This is a genomic window from Bradyrhizobium sp. 190 (assembly GCF_023073415.1).
Taxonomy (GTDB): domain Bacteria; phylum Pseudomonadota; class Alphaproteobacteria; order Rhizobiales; family Xanthobacteraceae; genus Bradyrhizobium.
Genome location: NZ_JADPJL010000047.1, coordinates 246,788 through 265,593 on the forward strand (window position 1 = coordinate 246,788; position 18,806 = coordinate 265,593).

20 protein-coding genes are annotated in these 18,806 nt (G+C 62.7%); 8 read left to right on the top strand and 12 right to left on the bottom strand.

The features are described from left to right. Window positions 1–22 precede the first annotated feature (22 nt). The 5 genes from smc to IVB22_RS25575 form a co-directional block, all read right to left on the bottom strand. Window positions 23–3,487 carry a chromosome segregation protein SMC gene (gene smc / locus IVB22_RS25555; protein WP_247520012.1) on the bottom strand — a complete coding sequence of 1,155 codons (3,465 nt, stop codon included), beginning with the start codon at window positions 3,485–3,487 and terminating at the stop codon, window positions 23–25. A gap of 238 nt (window positions 3,488–3,725) precedes the next feature. Continuing rightward, window positions 3,726–4,382: a DsbA family protein gene (locus IVB22_RS25560; RefSeq protein WP_247520013.1), complete on the bottom strand. Its 657-nt coding sequence runs from the start codon at window positions 4,380–4,382 to the stop codon at window positions 3,726–3,728. Window positions 4,383–4,498: 116 nt separating this feature from the next. Next, window positions 4,499–4,978: a DUF721 domain-containing protein gene (locus IVB22_RS25565; RefSeq protein WP_247520014.1), complete on the bottom strand. Its 480-nt coding sequence runs from the start codon at window positions 4,976–4,978 to the stop codon at window positions 4,499–4,501. A gap of 30 nt (window positions 4,979–5,008) precedes the next feature. Beyond that, the gene (locus tag IVB22_RS25570) at window positions 5,009–5,329 is read right to left on the bottom strand and encodes a HigA family addiction module antitoxin (RefSeq protein WP_247520015.1); all 321 of its coding nucleotides are present in this window, start codon (window positions 5,327–5,329) and stop codon (window positions 5,009–5,011) included. Then, the gene (locus tag IVB22_RS25575; RefSeq protein ID WP_247520016.1) at window positions 5,301–5,585 is read right to left on the bottom strand and encodes a type II toxin-antitoxin system RelE/ParE family toxin; all 285 of its coding nucleotides are present in this window, start codon (window positions 5,583–5,585) and stop codon (window positions 5,301–5,303) included. The genes IVB22_RS25570 and IVB22_RS25575 overlap by 29 nt, the downstream gene beginning before the upstream one ends. Window positions 5,586–5,657: 72 nt before the next feature. Here IVB22_RS25575 and mutY point away from each other — a divergent pair, with 72 nt between their 5' ends. Together mutY and IVB22_RS25585 are read left to right on the top strand one after the other, a co-directional pair. After that, complete coding sequence (mutY, locus tag IVB22_RS25580) at window positions 5,658–6,755, top strand: A/G-specific adenine glycosylase (RefSeq protein ID WP_247520017.1); 1,098 nt, start codon at window positions 5,658–5,660, stop codon at window positions 6,753–6,755. A 76-nt stretch (window positions 6,756–6,831) separates the two neighbouring features. Beyond that, on the top strand, window positions 6,832–7,287 hold the full coding sequence (locus IVB22_RS25585) for a PaaI family thioesterase (RefSeq protein WP_247520018.1): 456 nt from the start codon (window positions 6,832–6,834) through the stop codon (window positions 7,285–7,287). Here IVB22_RS25585 and IVB22_RS25590 read toward each other — a convergent pair. Together IVB22_RS25590 and IVB22_RS25595 are read right to left on the bottom strand one after the other, a co-directional pair. Next, a complete protein-coding gene (locus tag IVB22_RS25590; RefSeq protein ID WP_247520019.1) occupies window positions 7,256–8,542 on the bottom strand; it encodes a flavin-dependent oxidoreductase in 1,287 nt (428 codons plus the stop codon). The genes IVB22_RS25585 and IVB22_RS25590 overlap by 32 nt on opposite strands. A 106-nt stretch (window positions 8,543–8,648) precedes the next feature. Continuing rightward, window positions 8,649–9,023, bottom strand: coding sequence for a nuclear transport factor 2 family protein (locus IVB22_RS25595; protein ID WP_247520020.1), 375 nt, complete (start codon window positions 9,021–9,023; stop codon window positions 8,649–8,651). A gap of 133 nt (window positions 9,024–9,156) precedes the next feature. Between IVB22_RS25595 and IVB22_RS25600 the strand changes: the two genes are divergently transcribed. From IVB22_RS25600 to IVB22_RS25610, 3 genes are all read left to right on the top strand, one after another. Then, on the top strand, window positions 9,157–9,981 hold the full coding sequence (locus IVB22_RS25600; protein WP_249805341.1) for a helix-turn-helix domain-containing protein: 825 nt from the start codon (window positions 9,157–9,159) through the stop codon (window positions 9,979–9,981). Window positions 9,982–10,000: 19 nt separating this feature from the next. Next, window positions 10,001–10,477: a nuclear transport factor 2 family protein gene (locus IVB22_RS25605; protein WP_247520022.1), complete on the top strand. Its 477-nt coding sequence runs from the start codon at window positions 10,001–10,003 to the stop codon at window positions 10,475–10,477. Window positions 10,478–10,558: 81 nt separating this feature from the next. Further along, the gene (locus tag IVB22_RS25610; RefSeq protein ID WP_247520023.1) at window positions 10,559–11,176 is read left to right on the top strand and encodes a glutathione S-transferase family protein; all 618 of its coding nucleotides are present in this window, start codon (window positions 10,559–10,561) and stop codon (window positions 11,174–11,176) included. Between the two features lie 94 nt (window positions 11,177–11,270). Here the strand turns inward: IVB22_RS25610 and IVB22_RS25615 are convergent, their stop codons facing one another. Next, window positions 11,271–12,194, bottom strand: coding sequence for a LysR family transcriptional regulator (locus IVB22_RS25615; RefSeq protein WP_247520127.1), 924 nt, complete (start codon window positions 12,192–12,194; stop codon window positions 11,271–11,273). A gap of 90 nt (window positions 12,195–12,284) precedes the next feature. Here IVB22_RS25615 and IVB22_RS25620 point away from each other — a divergent pair, with 90 nt between their 5' ends. Beyond that, the gene (locus tag IVB22_RS25620) at window positions 12,285–12,716 is read left to right on the top strand and encodes a nuclear transport factor 2 family protein (RefSeq protein WP_247520024.1); all 432 of its coding nucleotides are present in this window, start codon (window positions 12,285–12,287) and stop codon (window positions 12,714–12,716) included. 145 nt (window positions 12,717–12,861) lie between these two features. Here IVB22_RS25620 and IVB22_RS25625 read toward each other — a convergent pair whose 3' ends face one another. From IVB22_RS25625 to IVB22_RS25635, 3 genes are all read right to left on the bottom strand, one after another. Continuing rightward, window positions 12,862–13,548, bottom strand: coding sequence for a glutathione S-transferase family protein (locus tag IVB22_RS25625; protein ID WP_247520025.1), 687 nt, complete (start codon window positions 13,546–13,548; stop codon window positions 12,862–12,864). Window positions 13,549–13,698: 150 nt separating this feature from the next. After that, complete coding sequence (locus tag IVB22_RS25630; RefSeq protein WP_247520026.1) at window positions 13,699–14,025, bottom strand: hypothetical protein; 327 nt, start codon at window positions 14,023–14,025, stop codon at window positions 13,699–13,701. Between the two features lie 200 nt (window positions 14,026–14,225). Continuing rightward, window positions 14,226–15,359, bottom strand: a complete 1,134-nt coding sequence (locus tag IVB22_RS25635) for a site-specific DNA-methyltransferase (RefSeq protein WP_247520027.1) — start codon at window positions 15,357–15,359, stop codon at window positions 14,226–14,228. Window positions 15,360–15,615: 256 nt separating this feature from the next. Between IVB22_RS25635 and IVB22_RS25640 the strand changes: the two genes are divergently transcribed. Together IVB22_RS25640 and IVB22_RS42000 are read left to right on the top strand one after the other, a co-directional pair. Continuing rightward, complete coding sequence (locus IVB22_RS25640; RefSeq protein WP_247520028.1) at window positions 15,616–16,554, top strand: neutral zinc metallopeptidase; 939 nt, start codon at window positions 15,616–15,618, stop codon at window positions 16,552–16,554. A 313-nt stretch (window positions 16,555–16,867) separates the two neighbouring features. Beyond that, a complete protein-coding gene (locus IVB22_RS42000) occupies window positions 16,868–17,143 on the top strand; it encodes an integrase arm-type DNA-binding domain-containing protein (RefSeq protein WP_374207655.1) in 276 nt (91 codons plus the stop codon). A gap of 151 nt (window positions 17,144–17,294) precedes the next feature. Here the strand turns inward: IVB22_RS42000 and IVB22_RS25645 are convergent, their stop codons facing one another. Continuing rightward, entirely contained in the window at window positions 17,295–18,650 is a 1,356-nt protein-coding gene (locus IVB22_RS25645; protein WP_247520029.1) for a PIN domain-containing protein, read from the bottom strand. Window positions 18,651–18,806: the final 156 nt, after the last annotated feature.

The following is an 18,806-nucleotide window of genomic DNA, read 5'->3' on the forward strand; positions in this document are numbered from 1 at the left end:
CAAGGGGAGAAGGGAAGAAACGTCACGCCACGTTCTGATCCAGAATCTTTACGGCGTCGTCGAGGCCGACCGAAACCAGTTGCGACACGCCGCGTTCGGCCATGGTGACGCCGAACAGCCGGTTCATCCGCGCCATTGTGATCGGGTTGTGCGTGATGATGATGAAGCGGGTTTCCGTCGACGACGTCATTTCGTGCAGCAGGTTGCAGAACCGCTCCACGTTATGGTCGTCGAGCGGCGCGTCGACTTCGTCCAGCACGCAGATCGGCGACGGGTTGGTGAGGAACACCGCGAAGATCAGCGCCAGCGCCGTCAGCGCCTGCTCGCCGCCCGAGAGCAGCGACAGCGTCTGCGGCTTCTTGCCGGGCGGTTTTGCGATGATTTCGAGGCCGGCTTCCAGGGGATCGTCGCTTTCGATCAGATGAAGCGCCGCTTCGCCGCCGCCGAACAGTTCGGTGAACAGCCGCTTGAAGTGCTCGTTGACGGTCTCGAACGAGGTCAGCAGCCGCTCGCGGGCTTCCTTGTTGAGGCTCTGGATGCCCTGGCGAAGCCGCTTGATGGCTTCGACCAGATCGTCACGCTCGGTGGTCAGCGCGGTGTGCTGGGTCTCGACCTCGCGCAGCTCTTCCTCGGCGCGCAGATTGACGGCGCCCAGGCGCTCGCGATCGCGGCGCAGCTTTTCGAGGCTTTCCTCGATCTCGTTGAGCGGCGGCAGTTCCGCGCCCGGCTCGATCTCGGCGAGCGCGGCCACCGCATGCGGCTCGACTTCGAGCATGTCGTGGATTTCGCGCTCGATGTCGGAAAGCCGGCGCTTGCTGCCTTCCATGCGCTCCTCGGCGCGGGCGCAGGCTTCGCGGGCAGAGGAGAGCGCTTCGAGCGATGCCTTGGCTTCGCGGTCGGTCTGCGCCATCACGCTCTCGGCAGCGGCGAGCGCGTCGGCGGCGACGCGGCGGGCGCTTTCGGCGGATTCGATTTCGTTGATCAGCGCGCGACGCTTTTCGGCAAACAGAGCCGGCGCATCTTCAAGCTCGGCGCGCTCGGCCGTCACTTCGGTGATACGTGCCTCGACGGTGGCGACCTGGGAGGCCGAGCTTTGCCTGCGGTTCTGCCATTCGGTGCGTTCGGCCGTTATCGCCTGTACGCGCTTGTCGGCCAATTCGGCCTCGCGCGCCAGCGCCTGGGCTTCGGCCCGCACTTGCGCGGCAAAGCGGCGGTGCCCGTCAATCTCGCTGCGAACGGCGCTAAGTTTCGCTTCTGTCTCGTCGGTCGGCGGCAACTCGTCCAGCGCGGCGCTGGCGCTCTCATGCGCCGCCTCGGCCTCGCTGCGATCGGCGGCGAGACGGGTATGGGCTTCGGTCAGCGCGGATTTGCGCGCGGCGTGGCGATTGATCTCACGCTCGGTCGTGGCATGGCGCTCGCGCGTCGCATCGGCTTCGCGCTGCGCGGCACGCCAGGCCTCGCGGGCGGCGGACTCGGCGGCGGAGGCGGCTTTCAGTTCGGCCTCGGCGTCTTCGAGCGCCTGCCGCTTATTGGCGGCGTCGGTGCGGGCCTGCTCCAGCTCGTGCTCGATATCGACGAGGCGCGCGCGTTCGGCGAGACGCCGTGCGGCGCCGGTCGGCGCATGAGCAGCCGCGACAAATCCGTCCCAGCGCCAGACATCGCCTTCCAGCGACACCAGCCGCTGGCCGGTCTTCAATTGCGAAACCAGTTCGGCGCCGCGCTCCTTCGGCACGACGCCGATCTGCGCGAGACGACGCGCCAGCTCGGACGGCGCCTCGACATGGGCGGCAAGCGGGTCGACGCCTGCCGGCAGCGACGGATCGTCGAAGCTTGCGCCCGCATTGGTCCAGCGCATCGGCGCGGAGGGGTCGACGGGGGCGTCAAGATCGTCGCCGAGGACGGCGCCGATCGCCTTTTCATAGCCCTTGGTGACGGTGACGCCGTCGATGATCGGCGGCCACAAATTCTTGGTCTCGCCGTTGACGAGTTTTGAAATCGTGCGCGCTTCGGTCTCCAGCCGCTGCACGCGCTTGTCGGCCTCAGTGAGCGGCGCGCGGGAGGCTTCGAGCTTCTGCCGCGCGGCGACGTGACCGGTCTCGCTGGCTTGCGCGGCAGCTTCGGACGCGGCCAGCGTTTCCTGCGCGGTTTCCATGGCCGCGGCAAGCGCGTCGAGGTCGCCGAGATTGCCGGTCTCGTCGCTGAGCTTCTGCTCGTCGGCCTGAACGCTGGCGATTTCCTGATCGAGCCGGGCCAGCCGGTCGCGATGGGTGCGCACGCCGGCTTCGAGCTGTTTGCGCTTCGCGGTAAGGTCGGCGAGCGCGGTGGTCAGCTCGCCGAACATGCGCTCTGCGGCGGAAAGCGTCGCTTCTGCTTCGGAAACACGTTCATCAACGCCGGAGCGCTTTTCGACGCGTGACTTGATCTCTTCCTTTAACTCGGCGTCTTCGGTATCGAGTCGCTGCAGCGCGATCTCGGCGTCGGACGTCTGCTGCTGCTCGCGCGCAATGTCGGCGGCGAACTGCGTCAGGCGTCGGTCGAGCTCGGCGACGCGCTCCTTGGCGCGCTCTTCCTCGCGGTCGAGCTGTTCGCGTGCATTGGTAAGCCGCTGCAGTCCCGCCGCGGCGCGGGCTTCGCCCTCGCGGAGCGCCGGCAGTTCGGAGGCGCGGATCGCCTGGATACGTGCGGCCTCGGCCTGTTCGCGGGTACGCTCGGCCATTTCGCGCACGTTGATGTCGTGGGTATGCCCGGCTTCCGCAACGTCGGCATTGGCCTCCAGCCAGCGCAGATGGAACAGCGTGGCCTCGGCCTTGCGCACCTTGGCGGCGACTTCGCGGAAGCGAATGGCCTGGCGCGCCTGCTTCTTCAACCCGTCGATCTGGCCGGACAATTGCCCGATCACGTCCTCGACGCGGGTGAGGTTGGTTTCGGCCGCCTTCAACCGCAGCTCTGCTTCGTGGCGGCGGGCGTGAAGTCCGGCGACGCCGGCGGCGTCTTCCAGCACGCGGCGGCGTTGCTCGGGTTTCGCCTGAATGATCTCGCCGATCTTGCCCTGGTGAACCAGCGCCGGCGAACGCGCGCCGGTCGCGGCATCGGCAAACAGGATCTGCACATCGCGGGCCCGGACGTCGCGGCCGTTGATGCGATAGACCGAGCCGGCCTCGCGTTCGATGCGGCGGGAGATTTCCAGCACCTGGCTGTCATTGACGGCGGCCGGCGCGGTGCGATCGGCATTGTCGATCGTCATGGTGACTTCGGCGTGGTTCCGCGCCGGACGGTTGCCGGAACCGGCAAAGATCACCGCATCCATGTCGGCGGCGCGCAGCGATTTGTGCGAGGTTTCGCCCATCGCCCAACGCAGCGCCTCGACCAGATTGGATTTGCCGCAGCCGTTCGGACCGACCACGCCGGTGAGGCCGGGTTCGATCATGAAATCAGTAGCTTCGACGAACGACTTGAAACCGTGGAGGCGGAGGCGCGTGAGTTTCATGAACACAAATCTCTGTTGGCCGGGCGCGAATCTCCCTGCCGTGACAATACCATAGAAGGCAATGTCGGTGTGTGGACGAACAGCCTGTTGCGGCTCTTATCGGTGCGACAATGGCGAGGCCGGGGCCGAAGGGCAACGGTCCTGGGGAGCTTTTCCCAAGAGTTTTAGGGCCTTTTGAGGCGCTTTTGTCCAGTCTTTTGCTGGACTTATGGCCGCGTGTGAATCCAGCAGAAGCGAATCAGCTCTTCAGCATCGCATTGATGCGCTTTGCGAATTCTTCGAAGGTCTGCTCGCCCTTGATCATCTCGCCGTTGATGAAGAAGGTGGGTGTCGACTGCACCTTCAGCACATCGGCGGCGAACTTCTGGTCGGCCGCGATCTTGTCGAGCAGCGCCTGATCCTTCAGGCAATCCTCGACCTGCGCCTGGGTGAGGCCGGCCTGCTTGCCGATCCGGGTCAGCGTCTCCGTGGTGTTCTTCACCACCCAGTCGTTCTGCTGTCTGAACAGGAGGTCGATGACGGCGAAGTATTTCGGCGCGTCGTCCTTGGCGATGCAACGCGCCAGCATCGAGCCGGCGGCAGCCTTGATGTCGAGCGGGAATTCGCGGAACACGAAACGGATCTTGCCGCTGTCGATGAATTCCGACTTGATCTTTGGAAACACTTTCTCGGTGAAGGCCGCGCAGTGCGGGCAGGTCATTGAGGCGTATTCGGTGATGGTGACCGTAGCGTTGGCCGGCCCAAGCGCCATGTCGGGCAGGGACTGCGGCTTGGCGACGTCGGCGGCGCTCTGCGCCATCGCGTCCGTGATCAGCCGCAGCGGCGAGAGGCCGGCCAGCAGGCTAAGCCCGGTCAGCGACAGGGCGGCGGTGAAAGCGCGGCGCGTGATCATCAAGGTCTGCTCCCGAGTGGCGCGTTCACGCCCGAAAGAAGTACGAAAAGAAGCCTTCGCTAGCTTGAAACGCCAGTTGTGGCAATGGCGGGTTGCAGCGGCTGCGCCGCGCCCAAGGCTCAATTTCGCTTGATCGCGGCGCCGAGCCGCGCCAGTGCGGCGCGCAGTTCCTCGTCCTCTACCGCGGACAGGGTTTCGGCGACCTTGGCCACCGATTTCGGGTCCGGCACGCGGCTGGGCGCGGGGCCTTTGCGGCGCGACAGCGGCGCTTGCCGCAGCGCCAGCCGGCCGACCGCGCTCCAGCCGAAGAAGCGGTTGACCCGTTGCAGGATCACGTCGGAGGAATGCTGGATCTCCAGCGCCATCGGGCCTTCGACCCGCAATATCAGCGTGGCCGGTTCCTGCGGCTGCCCCTCCACCGGCCGCGGCCATTGCATCTTCAGCGGCTCGGAATGGGCTGATATTTCGGGTCCTGCGATGTCGGCCCAGCGCGTGACGAGTTCGCGCGCGGCAAATCCCTGCTTGGCGTAGGCGTCCGAAAACACGTCGCTGAGCAGGACGGAAAGGGGTTTTGCCGAGATCGGGCGAGGTTTTGCCATGGGGTCTTATACCCGTGGCGGCGGTCGGGGTCACGCCGCGCGCGGCCGTATCGTCTTCAGGTCGCGGTCGATCTCACGCCGCCGCTGCATCAGATCGTAGTCCATCTGCAACCCGAGGAAAAATCCCTCCGACAGACCGAAGTAGCGCGCCAGCCGCAGGTCGGTATCGGCCGTAATATCCCGCTTGCCCAGTACAATCTCGTTGATGCGGCGCGGGGCGACGTGAACGGCACGCGCCAGCCCGTTCTGGCTGAGTCCCATCGGCTTGAGGAACTCCTCAAGCAGGATTTCGCCGGGATGCGGGTTTTGAAGCAACCCGCTCCTAGACGTGGTAGTCGACGATTTCGACATGCGTCGGTCCTCCCTCATTCCAGACGAAACAGATACGCCACTGGTCGTTGATCCGGATCGAGTGCTGTCCTTGTCGATCCGCTTTCAAGGCTTCAAGTCGATTGCCCGGGGGAACGCGAAGATCGCCGAGTACCCGAACCTGGTTCAAAAGACGAAGTTTTCGGAGCGCGACATTCTGAATATCGGCCGGTAGTCGTCGGCTCCGCTGGCCGGACCAGATCCGCTCTGCTTCCGGATCGGCGAAGGTTTGAATCACGCGCGACTATAACGCGTCGCGTTATAGCTTGTAAACTCTGGTCATGGGTCGAATCCGATTTTAAAGTGAGGCGTGCCCTCACTCGCCGCCAGCAAGAAAAAGCAGTCCGCCACAGAACACGGCGCCTCCCGCCCCGCGTTGTTGCTCGACTGGTATGACCGCCATCGCCGTCGCTTGCCCTGGCGGCCGCCGGCGGGCGAGCGGGCTGATCCGTACCGGGTCTGGCTGTCCGAAATCATGCTGCAGCAGACCGGCGTCAAAACGGTCGGGCCGTATTTCGAGAAGTTTCTGGCGCGCTGGCCGGATGTCGTCTCGCTCGGCCGCGCCTCGCAGGACGACGTGCTGCGGATGTGGGCCGGGCTGGGCTATTATTCGCGCGCGCGCAATTTGCATGCCTGCGCCGTCGCTGTGCTGCGCGACCATGGCGGGGTGTTTCCCGATACTGAGGAAGGCCTGCGCAAATTGCCGGGGATCGGCCCATATACGGCGGCGGCGATCGGCGCGATTGCCTTCGATATCAGGACCATGCCGGTGGACGGCAATATCGAGCGCGTGGCGTCGCGGCTGTTTGCGGTGGAAGAACCGCTGCCGCAGGCCAAGCCGCTTATTCAGCAATTGGCGGCGACGCTGCTCGGCGAATCTCGGGCCGGCGACAGCGCGCAAGCGCTGATGGATCTGGGCTCCTCGATCTGCACGCCGAAGAAGCCGGCCTGCGCGTTGTGCCCGCTGAACGCGGATTGTGTGGCGCGCGCGCGGGGCGATCAGGAGACTTTTCCGCGCAAGGCGCCGAAGAAGGCGGGTACGCTCCGCTGCGGCGCTGCCTTCATCGTCACGCGGGGCGATGAGCTCCTGGTCCGTACACGGGCGGAAAAGGGTCTGCTCGGCGGTATGACCGAAGTACCGGGATCGGAATGGCTGGCCGGACAGGACGACAAGGCGGCGCTGAAGCAGGCGCCTGCGCTCAAGGGCGTGGCGCGCTGGCACCGCAAGGCGGGCGTCGTCACCCACGTCTTCACGCATTTTCCGCTCGAGCTTGTGGTGTACACCGCTGATGTCACTGCGCGCACGCGGGCGCCGGAGGGCATGCGCTGGGTGCCGATCGCAACGCTGGCCGACGAGGCTTTGCCCAACGTGATGCGCAAAGCGATCGCACACGGGCTGGGCCTCTAGGCGCGGCGCGCCGAAGTCTGCTGACACCATGCTGGCAGCAGGCCCTCGATACAGAGGGAGCCTAACGGAGGTTCCCATGATCAGCACCGCCCTCGATAATTTCACTGCCCCGCCGTCTTCCAGACTGCTCGGCTGGCACGTGCTCGACGCGCGGCCGAAGGATGGCTGGATCCGGATCGGCTTCGACGGCAAGCCGGATTTCTGCAACCCGGCCGGCTTCGTTCAGGGCGGCATTCTCTCGGCGATGCTCGACGACACCATGGGGCCGGCGGTGTTCACCATGACGGACGGAAAGCTCTACACGGCGACCATCACCATGACGGTGAATTTTCTGGCGCCGGCCAAGCCCGGGCCGATCACCGGCGAGGCCAAAGTCACCCAGCTCGGCAAGACCGTCGCCTTCGTGGAGGGGCGGCTGACGGCCGCGGATGGCACACTGCTGGCGACCGCCACGACCAGTGCGCGGCTGGTTGAGACCGCAAAGGCGATCGCGCCTTCCGCTAGCTCGCTGCCCGCGGCGCTTCCGGCTTGAACTGGACGATCGGCGGCTTGGCGTTGAGCCCCTCGACCTGGAAGCCGGCAACGCGTTTGTAGTTCGCGGCGATGTCTTCCAGTTCTTTCAGCGACAATACGTCGGTGACGACGTCATAGCCGTTGGGCGCGCGCTCTTCGACCATCTGCATGACCTGCTCGGGGCCGTTGCGACGGTTGAGCATGACGAGGTCTGTGGTAGCGGGCCGGCGCTCCGCCTCATAGGCCACAAGCGCGGCGTTGGTCGCGCCATGCGCCAGGATCTCGCGGGTGATGACGCGGGCGTCCAAAATCGCCTGCGACGCGCCGTTGGAGCCGATCGGGTACATCGGATGCGCGGCGTCGCCCATCAGCGTGACGCGGCCGAACGTCCATTGCGCAACGGGATCGCGATCGACGAGGGGATACTCATAGGCGTGCGGGCAGTTCTCGATCAGGCCGGGCACGTCGAGCCAGTCGAATTTCCAGTCCTTGAACCAGGGCAGAAACTCTTCGAGCCTGGCGGCCCGGTTATAGTCCTCGCGCCGCCACTGATAGGTTGGCGGCATGTGCCGCTCGGCAACCCAGTTGATCTTGAATTTGCCTGCGCCGTCTGCCTGCTTCGAAATCGGATAGCAGACGAATTTCAGGATTTCGTGGCCGGCCATGATCATGGTGCGGCCGGACAGGAAGGCGTCGCTTTCGGTAATGCCGCGCCACAGGATGCGCCCGTTCCAGATCGGTGGGCCTTCCTGCGGATAAAGCTTTTCGCGAACAGCCGAATGGATGCCATCCGCCGCGATCAGCAACGTGCCATCGTGATGGCCTTGTGATTTTCCGGTTGCCCTGTCGATGAATTCGGCGCGGATGCCGTTCGCCGTTTCGGTCCAGGTGGAGAGGTGATGGCTGGTGAGGATGTTCTCTGCTCCCAACCGTTCGATCGCGGTATCGAGCAGGATCTGCTGCAGCGTGCCGCGATGGATTGAGAACTGCGGCCATTTGTAACCGGCCTCGACGCCGCGCGGCTCGCTCCAGATCGGCTTGCCGTGCTTGGAGAAATAGGCGAGCTCCTTGGTGCGCACGGCTGACACATCGAGCCGGTCGTGCAGGCCGAGTTCGATCAGCTCGCGCACCGCATGCGGCAGCACGTTGATGCCGACGCCGAGGGGTTTCAGCTCGGACACGCTTTCGAAAACTCTGGCGGGAATGCCGATCTGGTGCAGGCTGAGCGCCAGCGTCAGCCCGCCGATGCCACCGCCGGCGATGAGTACGGTCATGATACGCCCCTGTTACTACACCCCTGTTATTCCCCGGGCGTCATGACATGAGAGGCGGCAGGGGGCAACTGCGAAAGCCTGGCAGATATCCCCTGCGCCAGACAGGTTACGGGAGTGAGGGGGGCGGGCCGAAGAAGCCGATGATCTTGACCAGCCGGCCGTCGGGACCGACCTCGCCAAAATCGATCGACGTGTCGCCGCAGGTTCCATCCGCGCGCACCAGGCGCCAGAGGAAGCGGACCACGTTGTGATGCACGTCGATACCGCTCATGAACTCAAGCCGCGCGCCCGGCCGCCCGGCTTGAACCGTGGCGATGTGGCGCGCGAGGGCTTCGCGCCCGGCCAGGGAAACTTTCGGGTCGACGTAAACCCCGCCTTCGCTCCAGCATTGCTCCAGCAGCGCGTGTCTGGCCGCAGCCTCTGGTTCGTTCCACGCCGCCATGTATTGCGTCACGATGTTTGCGATTGCGTTGCCGTCCATGAATGCTCCCCGTTCCGTCTCCGCAAAGGTGTTCGTTGCACCTGCGTCCGCTGAATTCTCGCAAGGATTTGCCGGCTCGTCACTTACATCCGAGGTAATTGCCCTTCTGACGTGATGGTCTAGATTGCCCGGCATGGATGCGCCAAACCGGAATTCGCAGGTTATTCCAGCCGGGCATTTCAGTAGCCTGCTGAAGCATTGGCGAAGTGTGCGCCGGCTTACCCAGATCGAACTGGCGGCGGATGCAAATGTCTCCGCCCGGCATCTTTGCTTTCTGGAGACCGGCCGGTCGCAGCCGAGCCGCGAGATGGTGCAGTTGCTCGGCAGTGCGCTCGATCTGCCGCTCGAGGAGAGGAATGCCCTGCACGTCGCGGCGGGCTTTGTGCCGCCCTATGGCGACAAGGGATTGGCGGCCGAAAATTTGCAGCCGGTGAGGCAGGCGCTGGATTTCATTCTCCGGCAGCAGGAGCCCTATCCGGGAATCGTGATTGACGGACGCTGGGACGTTCGCATCCGCAACCAGGGATCGGCGCGCCTGCTCAAGCCGTTTCGTGATTCATACGAGATGGAAAACGGGCTTGCGGACAACGCCATGCATGTCGTTTTTCATCCAAAGGGCCTCCGGCAGTTCATGTTGAACTGGGACGAGTTCGCCCGGCAGTTGATCCAGATACTGCATCGCGATGTCGCGCAAGGCAGCCGGGCGGCGGCGCAATTGCTCGATGAAATCATGACCTATCCCGGGCTGTCGGCCGAATGGCGGCTTCCACGCCATTCGCAGGCGTCCTCGCCTGTCATGACGATGCAACTCGCGAAGGGCGACTATCGCCTTGCCTTCTTTTCCACCTTTACGACGCTGGCGATGCCGACGGACGCAGTGCTGCAACAGATCAAGATCGAATGCTTTTTTCCGGCTGATAACGCGACCGCCGAGAAGGCGCGACAACTCGCAATTTGACAAAACTCAGGAGATTGAAATGCAACTTGCCCTGCGTGATCATCAATCGGCCGAGACCATGAACGAACTGCGCGCGTTGAACGCCCGCTTCATCCATAATTTCGTGACCAACGACGTGCCCTCGCACGACGCGATACTTCATCCAGCCTTCATCACCATCTTGCCCACGGGCCAGCGATGGGATCGTGCGACTTATCTAAAGTATTGGGCGACCGCGTTCGATCCTGATGTCATCGTGTACTGGGACGTCCGTGATGAACTCATTACCGTCATCGGCGACGTTGCGCTGGTGCGTTCCACCAACAAATGCACGCGGCGCCGCGATGGAAATGAAGTGACCGGCATGACCACTTATACCGATACCTACCTGTTCGAGAACGGCGCGTGGAAGTGCATTCAGGCCCAGATCACCGCGGTCGCGCCCGAGCATTATCCCGCCGATGACACGATCGTCAGCGTCTATATCGAGGGAAAGCTTCAGCCGCGCGCCAGTTGAACTACGACGGCTGCTCCACCCGCTGGGGGTGGACGGCGGATGAGCGTGCCGTTAACGTCCGGCTTTCCCATGAGGACAGCCATGCTCAAGCTTTACTACGCCCCCGGCACCTGCGCGCTGGCTTCGCATATTGCGCTGGAAGAGGTCGGCGCTCCCTATTCTGCAGAGCGGCTCGACTTCAAGAACAGCCAGCAGACCACCCCGCAATATCTTGCGATCAATCCGAAGGGGCGGGTGCCGGCACTGGTGACGGACCGTGGCACCTTGACCGAAACGCCGGCGATCCTCGCCTACATCGCGCAGAGCTTCCCGCAGGCCAAGCTGGTGCCCGACGATCCCTTCGCGTTCGCACAGGCGCAGGCCTTCAACAGCTATCTCTGCTCGACGGTGCACGTTTCCCACGCCCACAAGATGCGCGGCTATCGTTGGGCGACTGAGGAGTCGTCGTTCGCCGACATGAAGCGCAAGATACCGGAGACTATGGCCGCCGGTTTCGCTCTGATCGAGCGGGATATGCTGCAAGGACCGTGGGTGATGGGCGAGCAGTACACGGTCTGCGATCCCTATCTGTATACGATCGGGCTTTGGCTCGAAGCCGATGGCGTTGATCTTGCGTCGTTGCCGAAGGTGGTGGCTCACCGCAAACGGATGTCGGAGCGGCCCGCGGTGCAGACCGTGCTGGCCGAGGAGAAGGCTTAAGCTTGTAGGGTGGGCAAAGGCGCTCTTGCGCCGTGCCCACCATCCATCCGCATCGTCATTGGTGGGCACGCTTCGCTTTGCCCACCCTACGCAGCTACGCAGCCTTCCGCTTGTCGCGCTCCATTTCGCGGCCGATGCCGAGCATGATGTTGCGCAGCCAGATCGAGCCGGGGTCCATCTGCGCGCGGGTCGGGTAGAACATGAACTGCTCGTCGATCCCGGGATCGAGCGGTGGCGCGATCGTTGTCAGCGACAATTGCTTCGACAGCGCGGCGATCAGGCGGCGCGGCACGAAGGCGACGAGGTCGGTGCGCGCCGTGACGTGCAACGCTTCGATATAGCCGGGCACGACCAGCGCGATCCGCCGTTCGATGCCCTTGGAGCGTAACCAGCCGTCGATCAGATCCTCGCTCTGGCCGCGGATCACGACCGCGACATGCCGCGCATCGAGAAAGACTTCGTGGCGTTTCAGCCGCGCGCCGGCGGGGTGGCCACGCCGAACGGCGAGGGCGTCGCTGTCGATGTAGAGCCGTTGCCGGTGAAATCCCGTAAAGGCGTTGCCGATCGAGATCACCATGTCGATCGTGCGGGCGAACTCCGCCGTGAAGATCGCCGGCCCCCGCCACGGCACCACATCGATCCGCACGTTCGGCGCCGCTCTTGTGATCTTCTCCATCAGCGGCGGCATCAGAAGCTCGACGGCGAGATCAGGCATCATCAGGCGAAACTGACGCTCGCTTCGCGCCGCGTCGAATTCATCGGGAATGAACAGGGATCGCACCTGATCGAGCGCCTGCGCCAGGGGCGCGCGTAGCGCCTGCGCCCGCGGCGTCAGCTCCATCCGCGCTCCGGTCCGCACCAGCAGCGGGTCGCCGATCAGGTCGCGCAGCCGCTGCAGCGCATGGCTGGCGGCCGGCTGCGATAGTCCGATCCGCATCGCGGCGCGGCTGACATTGGCTTCCCTGAGCAAGGCGTCGAGCGCGACCAGCAGATTGAGGTCAAGCGAATTCAAATTCATGAGATGAATATATATCATATTCACTATCAATTGGAAGAATGGCGTGCCGCGCGCGATGATCTGCAACCCAGATCAAAAGGAGAAGCCGCCATGAGCGCAGCAGCGAACAAGAAACTAGTGCAGCAGGTCTACACGGATTCCGCCAACCGGAGCGGGACCACCTTCGTCGACAATCTCGCCGAGGACGCGACCTGGATCGTGACCGGCCAATATTCCTGGTCGCACGAGTTCAAGGGGCGTGATGCCATCAACAACGGCCTGATGGGCCATTTCCGCTCGTTCTTCGCCGTGCGGCCGCGCACGGTGGCGTTCAACTTCATCGCGGAAGGCGATTATGTCGTGGTCGAAGCCCGCGGCGACAATGTCACCAAGTCCGGCGTGCGCTACGACAATCAATATTGCATGGTCTGGCGCATCGAGGACGGCAAGATCAAGGAGATCAAGGAATATTGCGATTCCGCGCTGGTCGAGCGCGTGCTCGGGCCGTTCCCGGCAGAGCGAAAGCTCGCCGCCGCGGTGTGAAGCATTGAGCTGCTGCGAAGCATTGAGCTTGTAGGGTGGGCAAAGCGAAGCGTGCCCACCATTCTTCAAGCGTCAGAGATGTTTCGAAAAGAAAAAGGTGGGCACGGCTGCGCCTTTACCCACCCTACGACTTTCTCGGTGTTGATCAGGCCGCCTTCACCGACATATGCTTGAACATGTTGCCGCGGGCCTCGTCGTCCATCTCGGCCTTGAACTTGAAGCTATCCTTCAGCGCGATCGCCTTGGCCGCCGCAGGCCGTGCCATGATCTCGTCGACCAGCCGCTTGACGTTGGGATATTTCGCGACCGCGTCCTCGCCCATCACGAAGGGCATCATGCGGGCCCAGCCCCAGACGTCCATGTCGACGATCGTATAGGTGTCGCCGACCATATAGCGGCGGTTGGCGAGGTGGTCGTTGAGAATGCCGAAATGCCGCTGCGCCTCGAACTGATAGCGGTTATGGGCGTAGTCGATCTTCTCCGGCGCAAAATGCTTGAAGTGGACGGCCTGGCCGGAATACGGGCCGACGCCGGTGGCGACGAACATCAGCCATGACAGCAATTCGGCCCGGTTGGCGGGCGTGTTCGCGGGGAGAAACTTGCCGGTCTTTTCCGCGAGATAGAGCAGGATGGCGTTGCTGTCGAACACCTTGACGCCGTCGTCGTCGATCGCAGGCACCTTGGCGTTCGGATTAATGGCAAGATATTCCGGCTTGAACTGCTCGCCCTTGCGGGTATCGACGGCGACCGGCTGGTAGGCAATGCCGGCTTCCTCGAGGAAGAGGGCGACCTTGGTCGGGTTGGGCGATCCGTTGAAGTAGAATTTGAGCATTTGGAATTTTCCCCCATTGCTTCTTGCAGGCAGGCTTGTTGCGGATTCCGGACACGGCAGGATGCCACCGGACCGCACGTCCATGCTCAAATTTTTATAGGGTGCGCAAGCGACGAGTTCGTGAAAGGCAGCCTTACGAAAAAATTGGCCTTACGACATGGCCAGGCCAGCTATGCCGGCGACGGCAAGGGCGCCGCCGGAAGCAATCATCACCTGCGCAAAGCGAATTTCCGAACGCAATGCGGTGCGCTGCCCCCTGCGTTCCGATCCTTTTGCATAACCGTGGACGATGATCTGCTCACTGAAGGTGCCGTTGGCGTCCAGAATGTCGGTCAGGCCCGCGCTGGCGATCAGTATGCCGAGGATGATCAGGCCGGCGGGGCCCAGCAAGCTCATCAGCAGCATTGGAAAGATGCCGATCAGGAAGATCGGCAGCAGAGGCAGCACAATGAACGACTCGGAGCCTCGCGTGCGCATGACAGTAATCTCTTTTGAGAAATAAATGTAGCACGTATGCCCTCAAATGGGAGCGAAAAGGCGCACCGCCAACTGCGTGCATGACACGGCTGCCATGCTGGCGGATCACGCCGGCTGCGCGAGGTATGGGCAAGGCCGCATTTCGCGCCGTCGTCGGCCCGGCGAACCATACGCACGTTGCGGTGCTTTGACGCGGCCGCTCAGCCCACCGCCATCCCGGAGCGGATTTCGGCGCGCAGTTCGTCGATCAGCCTGAGGCCGGTCTTGGTCTCGACATGCCAGAAGGTCCAGCCGTTGCAGGCGCCAGAGCCCTGGGCAACCGCGCCGATGCGATGGATCGAGCCGACCTTGTCGCCGAGCATGATGGCGCCGTCGGCACGAACCAGGGCGCCGTGGCGCTTCTTGGAATCGACCAGCTTGGTGCCGGGCGGAATCATGCCGCGTTCGATCAGTTCGGAGAAAGCCACGCGGGGGGCGTCGCGCGCGGTCATGAACGGCGCCAGCGTCGCCTCGGGCAGCGGTTCGACCGCCGCAATGCGCTCCTCGGCCGCTTTCGCGTAGATCTTGTCACGTTCGAAGCCGATATAGCGGCGGCCGAGACGTTTTGCCACGGCGCCAGTGGTGCCGGTGCCGTTGAAAGGATCGATCACGAGGTCGCCGGGCTTCGACGACGACAGCAGCACGCGCGCCAAAAGGCCCTCGGGCTTCTGGGTCGGGTGCACTTTCTTGCCGTCGGCGCCCTTGAGGCGTTCTTCACCGGTGCAGAGCGGGATCAGCCAGTCGGAACGTGCCTGCACGTCCTCGTTGGCGGCCTTCAGGGCTTCATAATTAAACGTATAGCCCTTGGCCTTTTCGTCGCGCGCCGCCCAGATCATGGTTTCATGGGCATTGGTGAAGCGGCGGCCGCGGAAATTCGGCATCGGGTTGGTCTTGCGCCAGACGATGTCGTTGAGGACCCAGAAGCCGAGGTCCTGCATGATCGCACCGACGCGGAAGATGTTGTGATAGGATCCGATCACCCACAGCGTCGCCGACGGTTTCATGATCCGGCGGCAGGCGAGCAGCCAGGCGCGGGTGAAATCGTCATAGGCGGCAAAGGATGAAAACTTGTCCCAGTCGTTGTTGACGGCATCGACATGGGATTCGTCAGGGCGCTTCAGGTCGCCCTTCAGCTGAAGGTTATACGGCGGATCTGCGAACACCAGATCGACCGAACCGGCCGGAAGCTTCGACATCTCGGCGACGCAATCGCCGACGACGATGCGAGCGCTGGAATCAGACTCAAATTTAGTGCGGGGCGCCCTTGCAGACGCCCCGCGACGCGACACTACCATGACTCAATTACTCTGACTCAGGCGACGCTGTCGGCGACGCGGGACTAAACAACCGACTGGCGATACATTGACCCGGCAAAGTAAAAATCGACTTAATCGGTAGAGTTGCTGAGAAGAGATTGCCGAGAGAAATTGCGGGGTTGGTTGCACTAGGCAATATTTGCCGGGCGGGTTATTGATTAATGGAATGGAAATTTTACGTGATTGCTGCGTTGGGTATTCAAGCAAACAGCCCCGGGGATGAGGAAACAGCGCCATGCGTTACGATGATTTCCGTCGCAGCGACGAAATCGACGACCGCCGCGACGACAGCGGCGGCGGAATGGGTGGTGGCGGCGGCGGGTTTGGCCTGCCGATGGGCGGTGGCGGGCTCGGCATCGGCACCATCATCGTGCTCGGTCTCGTCGGCTACGCCTTCGGCATCGACCCGCGCATCCTGATCGGCGGCGCCGAAATCCTGACCGGCGGCAATCAGGCGCCGACCTACCAGACCGATCGCAAATCGGGACCGGCCAAGAGCGGCGCGCCGAAGGACGAGGTCGGCAGCATGATCGCCGGTATTCTCGGCGAAATCGACGACCGCTGGAGCGAGATCTTCCAGTCCAGCGGACAGAATTACACGGGACCCCGCATCGTGCTGTTTCGCAACGCCACCAATGGCGGACGCTGCGGCATGGCGCAGTCGGCGATGGGGCCGTTCTACTGCCCGCCGGACAAGCAGATATTCCTCGACACCAGTTTCTTCCGCGAGGTCGAGACGCGGTTTCGCGGCTGCTCGGGAAGCGCCTGCAAGTTCACGACGGCCTACATCATCGCGCATGAGGCCGGCCATCACATCCAGAACCTGCTCGGCATCCTGCCGCGCGTGCAGCGGCTGCAGCAGCAGGCCGGCAGCAAGGCGGAAGCCAACTTGCTGCAGGTCAAGGTCGAGCTGCAGGCGGATTGTCTTTCCGGCGTCTGGGTCAACCGCGAAGAAAAGAAACGTCCGGGCTTCCTCGAACCCGGCGACATCGACGCGGCATTGAGGACGGCAGCCGCGATCGGCGACGACACGCTGCAGCGGCAGTCGACGGGCAGGGTGGTGCCGGACAGCTTCACCCACGGCTCCGCCGCGCAGCGCAAGCAATGGTTCATGACCGGCTACCAGCAGGGCACGGTGCAGGCCTGCAACACGTTTGCTGCGGGAGCGTTGTGAGTTGAAACAAAACGTGGATGTCCGGCACAAGGGCAGGCCCCCACTCGTAGCCAATTGCAGGCGGTCGCAACTCCTCCGTTCGTTCTTGCAGCCCTGTCCCCGACTGGTTGCATTTGGTTGCTCGGGGTCGCACTTGGATGCGCCAATCTGCTGCCCCGGCGTTTGCGCCACAAGGACGCTGATTTTCAAGGTCGTATCCCGGGATAGAACGGGACGACGCCGCTATGAGAAGAAATTTCACCGACAAGTTTGTCCGCGGCCTCCAGCCTGCGCCGCCAGGCAAGCGGGTCGAGCACTGGGACGCGAAGGTGCCGTGCTTCGGGTCCGCGTTACCGACCGAGGGCACAAGACGTTCTTCCTCTACCTGCGTTGGCCAGGCGCGCGATGGGCGGCCCTGCGTGAGATTGGAAACGAAGACCGTCTGCCACTGGAGGCTGCCCACCGGGTCGCCCGGGAGTGGCTGGCCAAGGTCGAATTGGGCGTCGATCCTCACGAGGTGCGCCGGCTGACGCGGTCAAACGGATCGCTGAGCAGCGAGCAAGGGACAATGCCTTCGAGATCGTCGCAGGGCGGTGGTTCGCCACCCTAGACGGTCAGCGCCGCTGCAGGGAGGTCAGATCGGACGTGCGCCGCGAGCTCGTCGAGCGCTGGTGCGGTCGTCACCGAGATAACGAAGGCGAAGGCACGCAATCCCTCGGATAGCAACGTGATCGCGCTCCGCCGATGATCCAGGGGGAGGTTTACTCTTCGTCGTCTTTGAGAATGTCTCGAACGATTTCATCGGACCAGTCAACGGCTTTTTCGACTATGTTAAGTTTTGCCAGGATGTCGATGGGCGCGGGCAGGTTCTCGGCACTCACGTGAAGACGAATACTCATCGTCGTAGGCAAATTATCAAAGGACATGACGAAAATCGAATCGCGAAATTTGCGTGTGGCTCTAAAATCTTGGCACTGCAACGCACTGTGCTTTCCGCCGATATTTGGGCGATCGTACCAATAGAAATGGACAGGATCTCGCGGCGACCCTAGGTCAGGCAGATTGGGAAAATGCGAATACTTCTCAAACTGATCCAGGATCGAGCGGGGTTTTGCCGGGGGTTCAGGCATTCTTGATTTCTTGTGGCCCAGAAGATGGTGTGTCCGATCAGCGAGCAATGTTCCATTGCCTTCGAGATCGAATTCAACGCGCAACCCCTTTGCCGATACGCCGCTATCGTTCTCCACGAAGTAGCGAATCGCAACAGAAGCACCCATCTTTCGCACTTGTTTGTGGAGGTTCGCGAAATGCGCGCGGACATTGGATTGGAATTTGTTGTAATCTTCGTTGTAGCGCTCAGCTTGCGACTCGGAGACGCCAGCGAAATGACCACTCAGTTGATGAGCGAGACCTCTCGGTCCCGTGTATAGTGAGGCCCGCGGGTGCTTGGCCAAGTATTCATTGGAGAGCTGCTCTATCTTCTCTCGCTCAAGCTGCTGAAGAACAGGAATGATCGCCCGCACTTCGGCAGTTGACTCGTCGTAGTTTTCGAAGGCCGCAATGATGGTCGGACTGTTGCTGAGAGCCCTCCTAAGGTCGCGTTCTAAGCTGGTCACCCTTCGCTGCTCGTCTGTTTGCTCGATGGGGAGCATCCATTCGGGTAGCGGTTCATAAGACTCAAGCCCAGCGATGCGCGCTCGAATTCGGGGGCCAGAGTCATGCGAAAATACTGCAGCGCCATTGCCGCATGACAATGCTTCGGCGACAAGCTGATCATCAGGCTTTGCGGGATCAAGAACAGAATGGCTTGCCCAATCAAAACGGGGCGCTGCGGAAATGACGATCCGCACGCGGACCGGTTCCTCTCTGACAACTATCGCTAAGTCGGCTTCACGCGCCGCTCTGTCTATGAGTTGCAGCGCGGCTCGCGCACGGTCGCGCCGACGCTGATTGGTGCCAGACTTATGTTTGTCGAGTTCTTCGATAACACGTGGCGCGACCATCACATCGACGGCCCGTACGTCGTGAAACATGTCTCGCCATGGAATATCTTTCAGGTCGCGAACCTGAAGAAAGGCGTTCGTGTCTGCATAGAGCGTTTCAATTTCGGGGGGCATGCCATGTCATTTAAGACCATCTGCACGGGCTCGCAATGATCCAGCCAAGGCATATGATTCTAGCGACAATATTTCTCGACCGCTGCGGTATCCGCTCGTCGCGGCGTATTGCCCGCCACTATCGCGTCGATGGCCTGCTTGGGAGCGCCCCTGGGG

What these genes read in the sequence shown, in the direction of transcription:
- IVB22_RS25605 (WP_247520022.1), top strand. Translation starts at nt 10,001, where the DNA reads ATGCAACTTGCCCTGCGTGATCATCAATCGGCCGAGACCATGAACGAA.
- IVB22_RS25640 (WP_247520028.1), top strand. Translation starts at nt 15,616, where the DNA reads ATGCGTTACGATGATTTCCGTCGCAGCGACGAAATCGACGACCGCCGC.
- IVB22_RS25585 (WP_247520018.1), top strand. Translation starts at nt 6,832, where the DNA reads ATGATCAGCACCGCCCTCGATAATTTCACTGCCCCGCCGTCTTCCAGA.
- smc (WP_247520012.1), bottom strand. Translation starts at nt 3,487, where the DNA reads ATGAAACTCACGCGCCTCCGCCTCCACGGTTTCAAGTCGTTCGTCGAA.
- IVB22_RS25615 (WP_247520127.1), bottom strand. Translation starts at nt 12,194, where the DNA reads ATGAATTTGAATTCGCTTGACCTCAATCTGCTGGTCGCGCTCGACGCC.
- IVB22_RS25590 (WP_247520019.1), bottom strand. Translation starts at nt 8,542, where the DNA reads ATGACCGTACTCATCGCCGGCGGTGGCATCGGCGGGCTGACGCTGGCG.
- IVB22_RS25620 (WP_247520024.1), top strand. Translation starts at nt 12,285, where the DNA reads ATGAGCGCAGCAGCGAACAAGAAACTAGTGCAGCAGGTCTACACGGAT.
- IVB22_RS25565 (WP_247520014.1), bottom strand. Translation starts at nt 4,978, where the DNA reads ATGGCAAAACCTCGCCCGATCTCGGCAAAACCCCTTTCCGTCCTGCTC.
- IVB22_RS25570 (WP_247520015.1), bottom strand. Translation starts at nt 5,329, where the DNA reads ATGTCGAAATCGTCGACTACCACGTCTAGGAGCGGGTTGCTTCAAAAC.
- IVB22_RS25630 (WP_247520026.1), bottom strand. Translation starts at nt 14,025, where the DNA reads ATGCGCACGCGAGGCTCCGAGTCGTTCATTGTGCTGCCTCTGCTGCCG.
- IVB22_RS25600 (WP_249805341.1), top strand. Translation starts at nt 9,157, where the DNA reads ATGGATGCGCCAAACCGGAATTCGCAGGTTATTCCAGCCGGGCATTTC.
- IVB22_RS25635 (WP_247520027.1), bottom strand. Translation starts at nt 15,359, where the DNA reads ATGGTAGTGTCGCGTCGCGGGGCGTCTGCAAGGGCGCCCCGCACTAAA.
- IVB22_RS25645 (WP_247520029.1), bottom strand. Translation starts at nt 18,650, where the DNA reads ATGCCCCCCGAAATTGAAACGCTCTATGCAGACACGAACGCCTTTCTT.
- IVB22_RS25625 (WP_247520025.1), bottom strand. Translation starts at nt 13,548, where the DNA reads ATGCTCAAATTCTACTTCAACGGATCGCCCAACCCGACCAAGGTCGCC.
- IVB22_RS25595 (WP_247520020.1), bottom strand. Translation starts at nt 9,023, where the DNA reads ATGGACGGCAACGCAATCGCAAACATCGTGACGCAATACATGGCGGCG.
- IVB22_RS25610 (WP_247520023.1), top strand. Translation starts at nt 10,559, where the DNA reads ATGCTCAAGCTTTACTACGCCCCCGGCACCTGCGCGCTGGCTTCGCAT.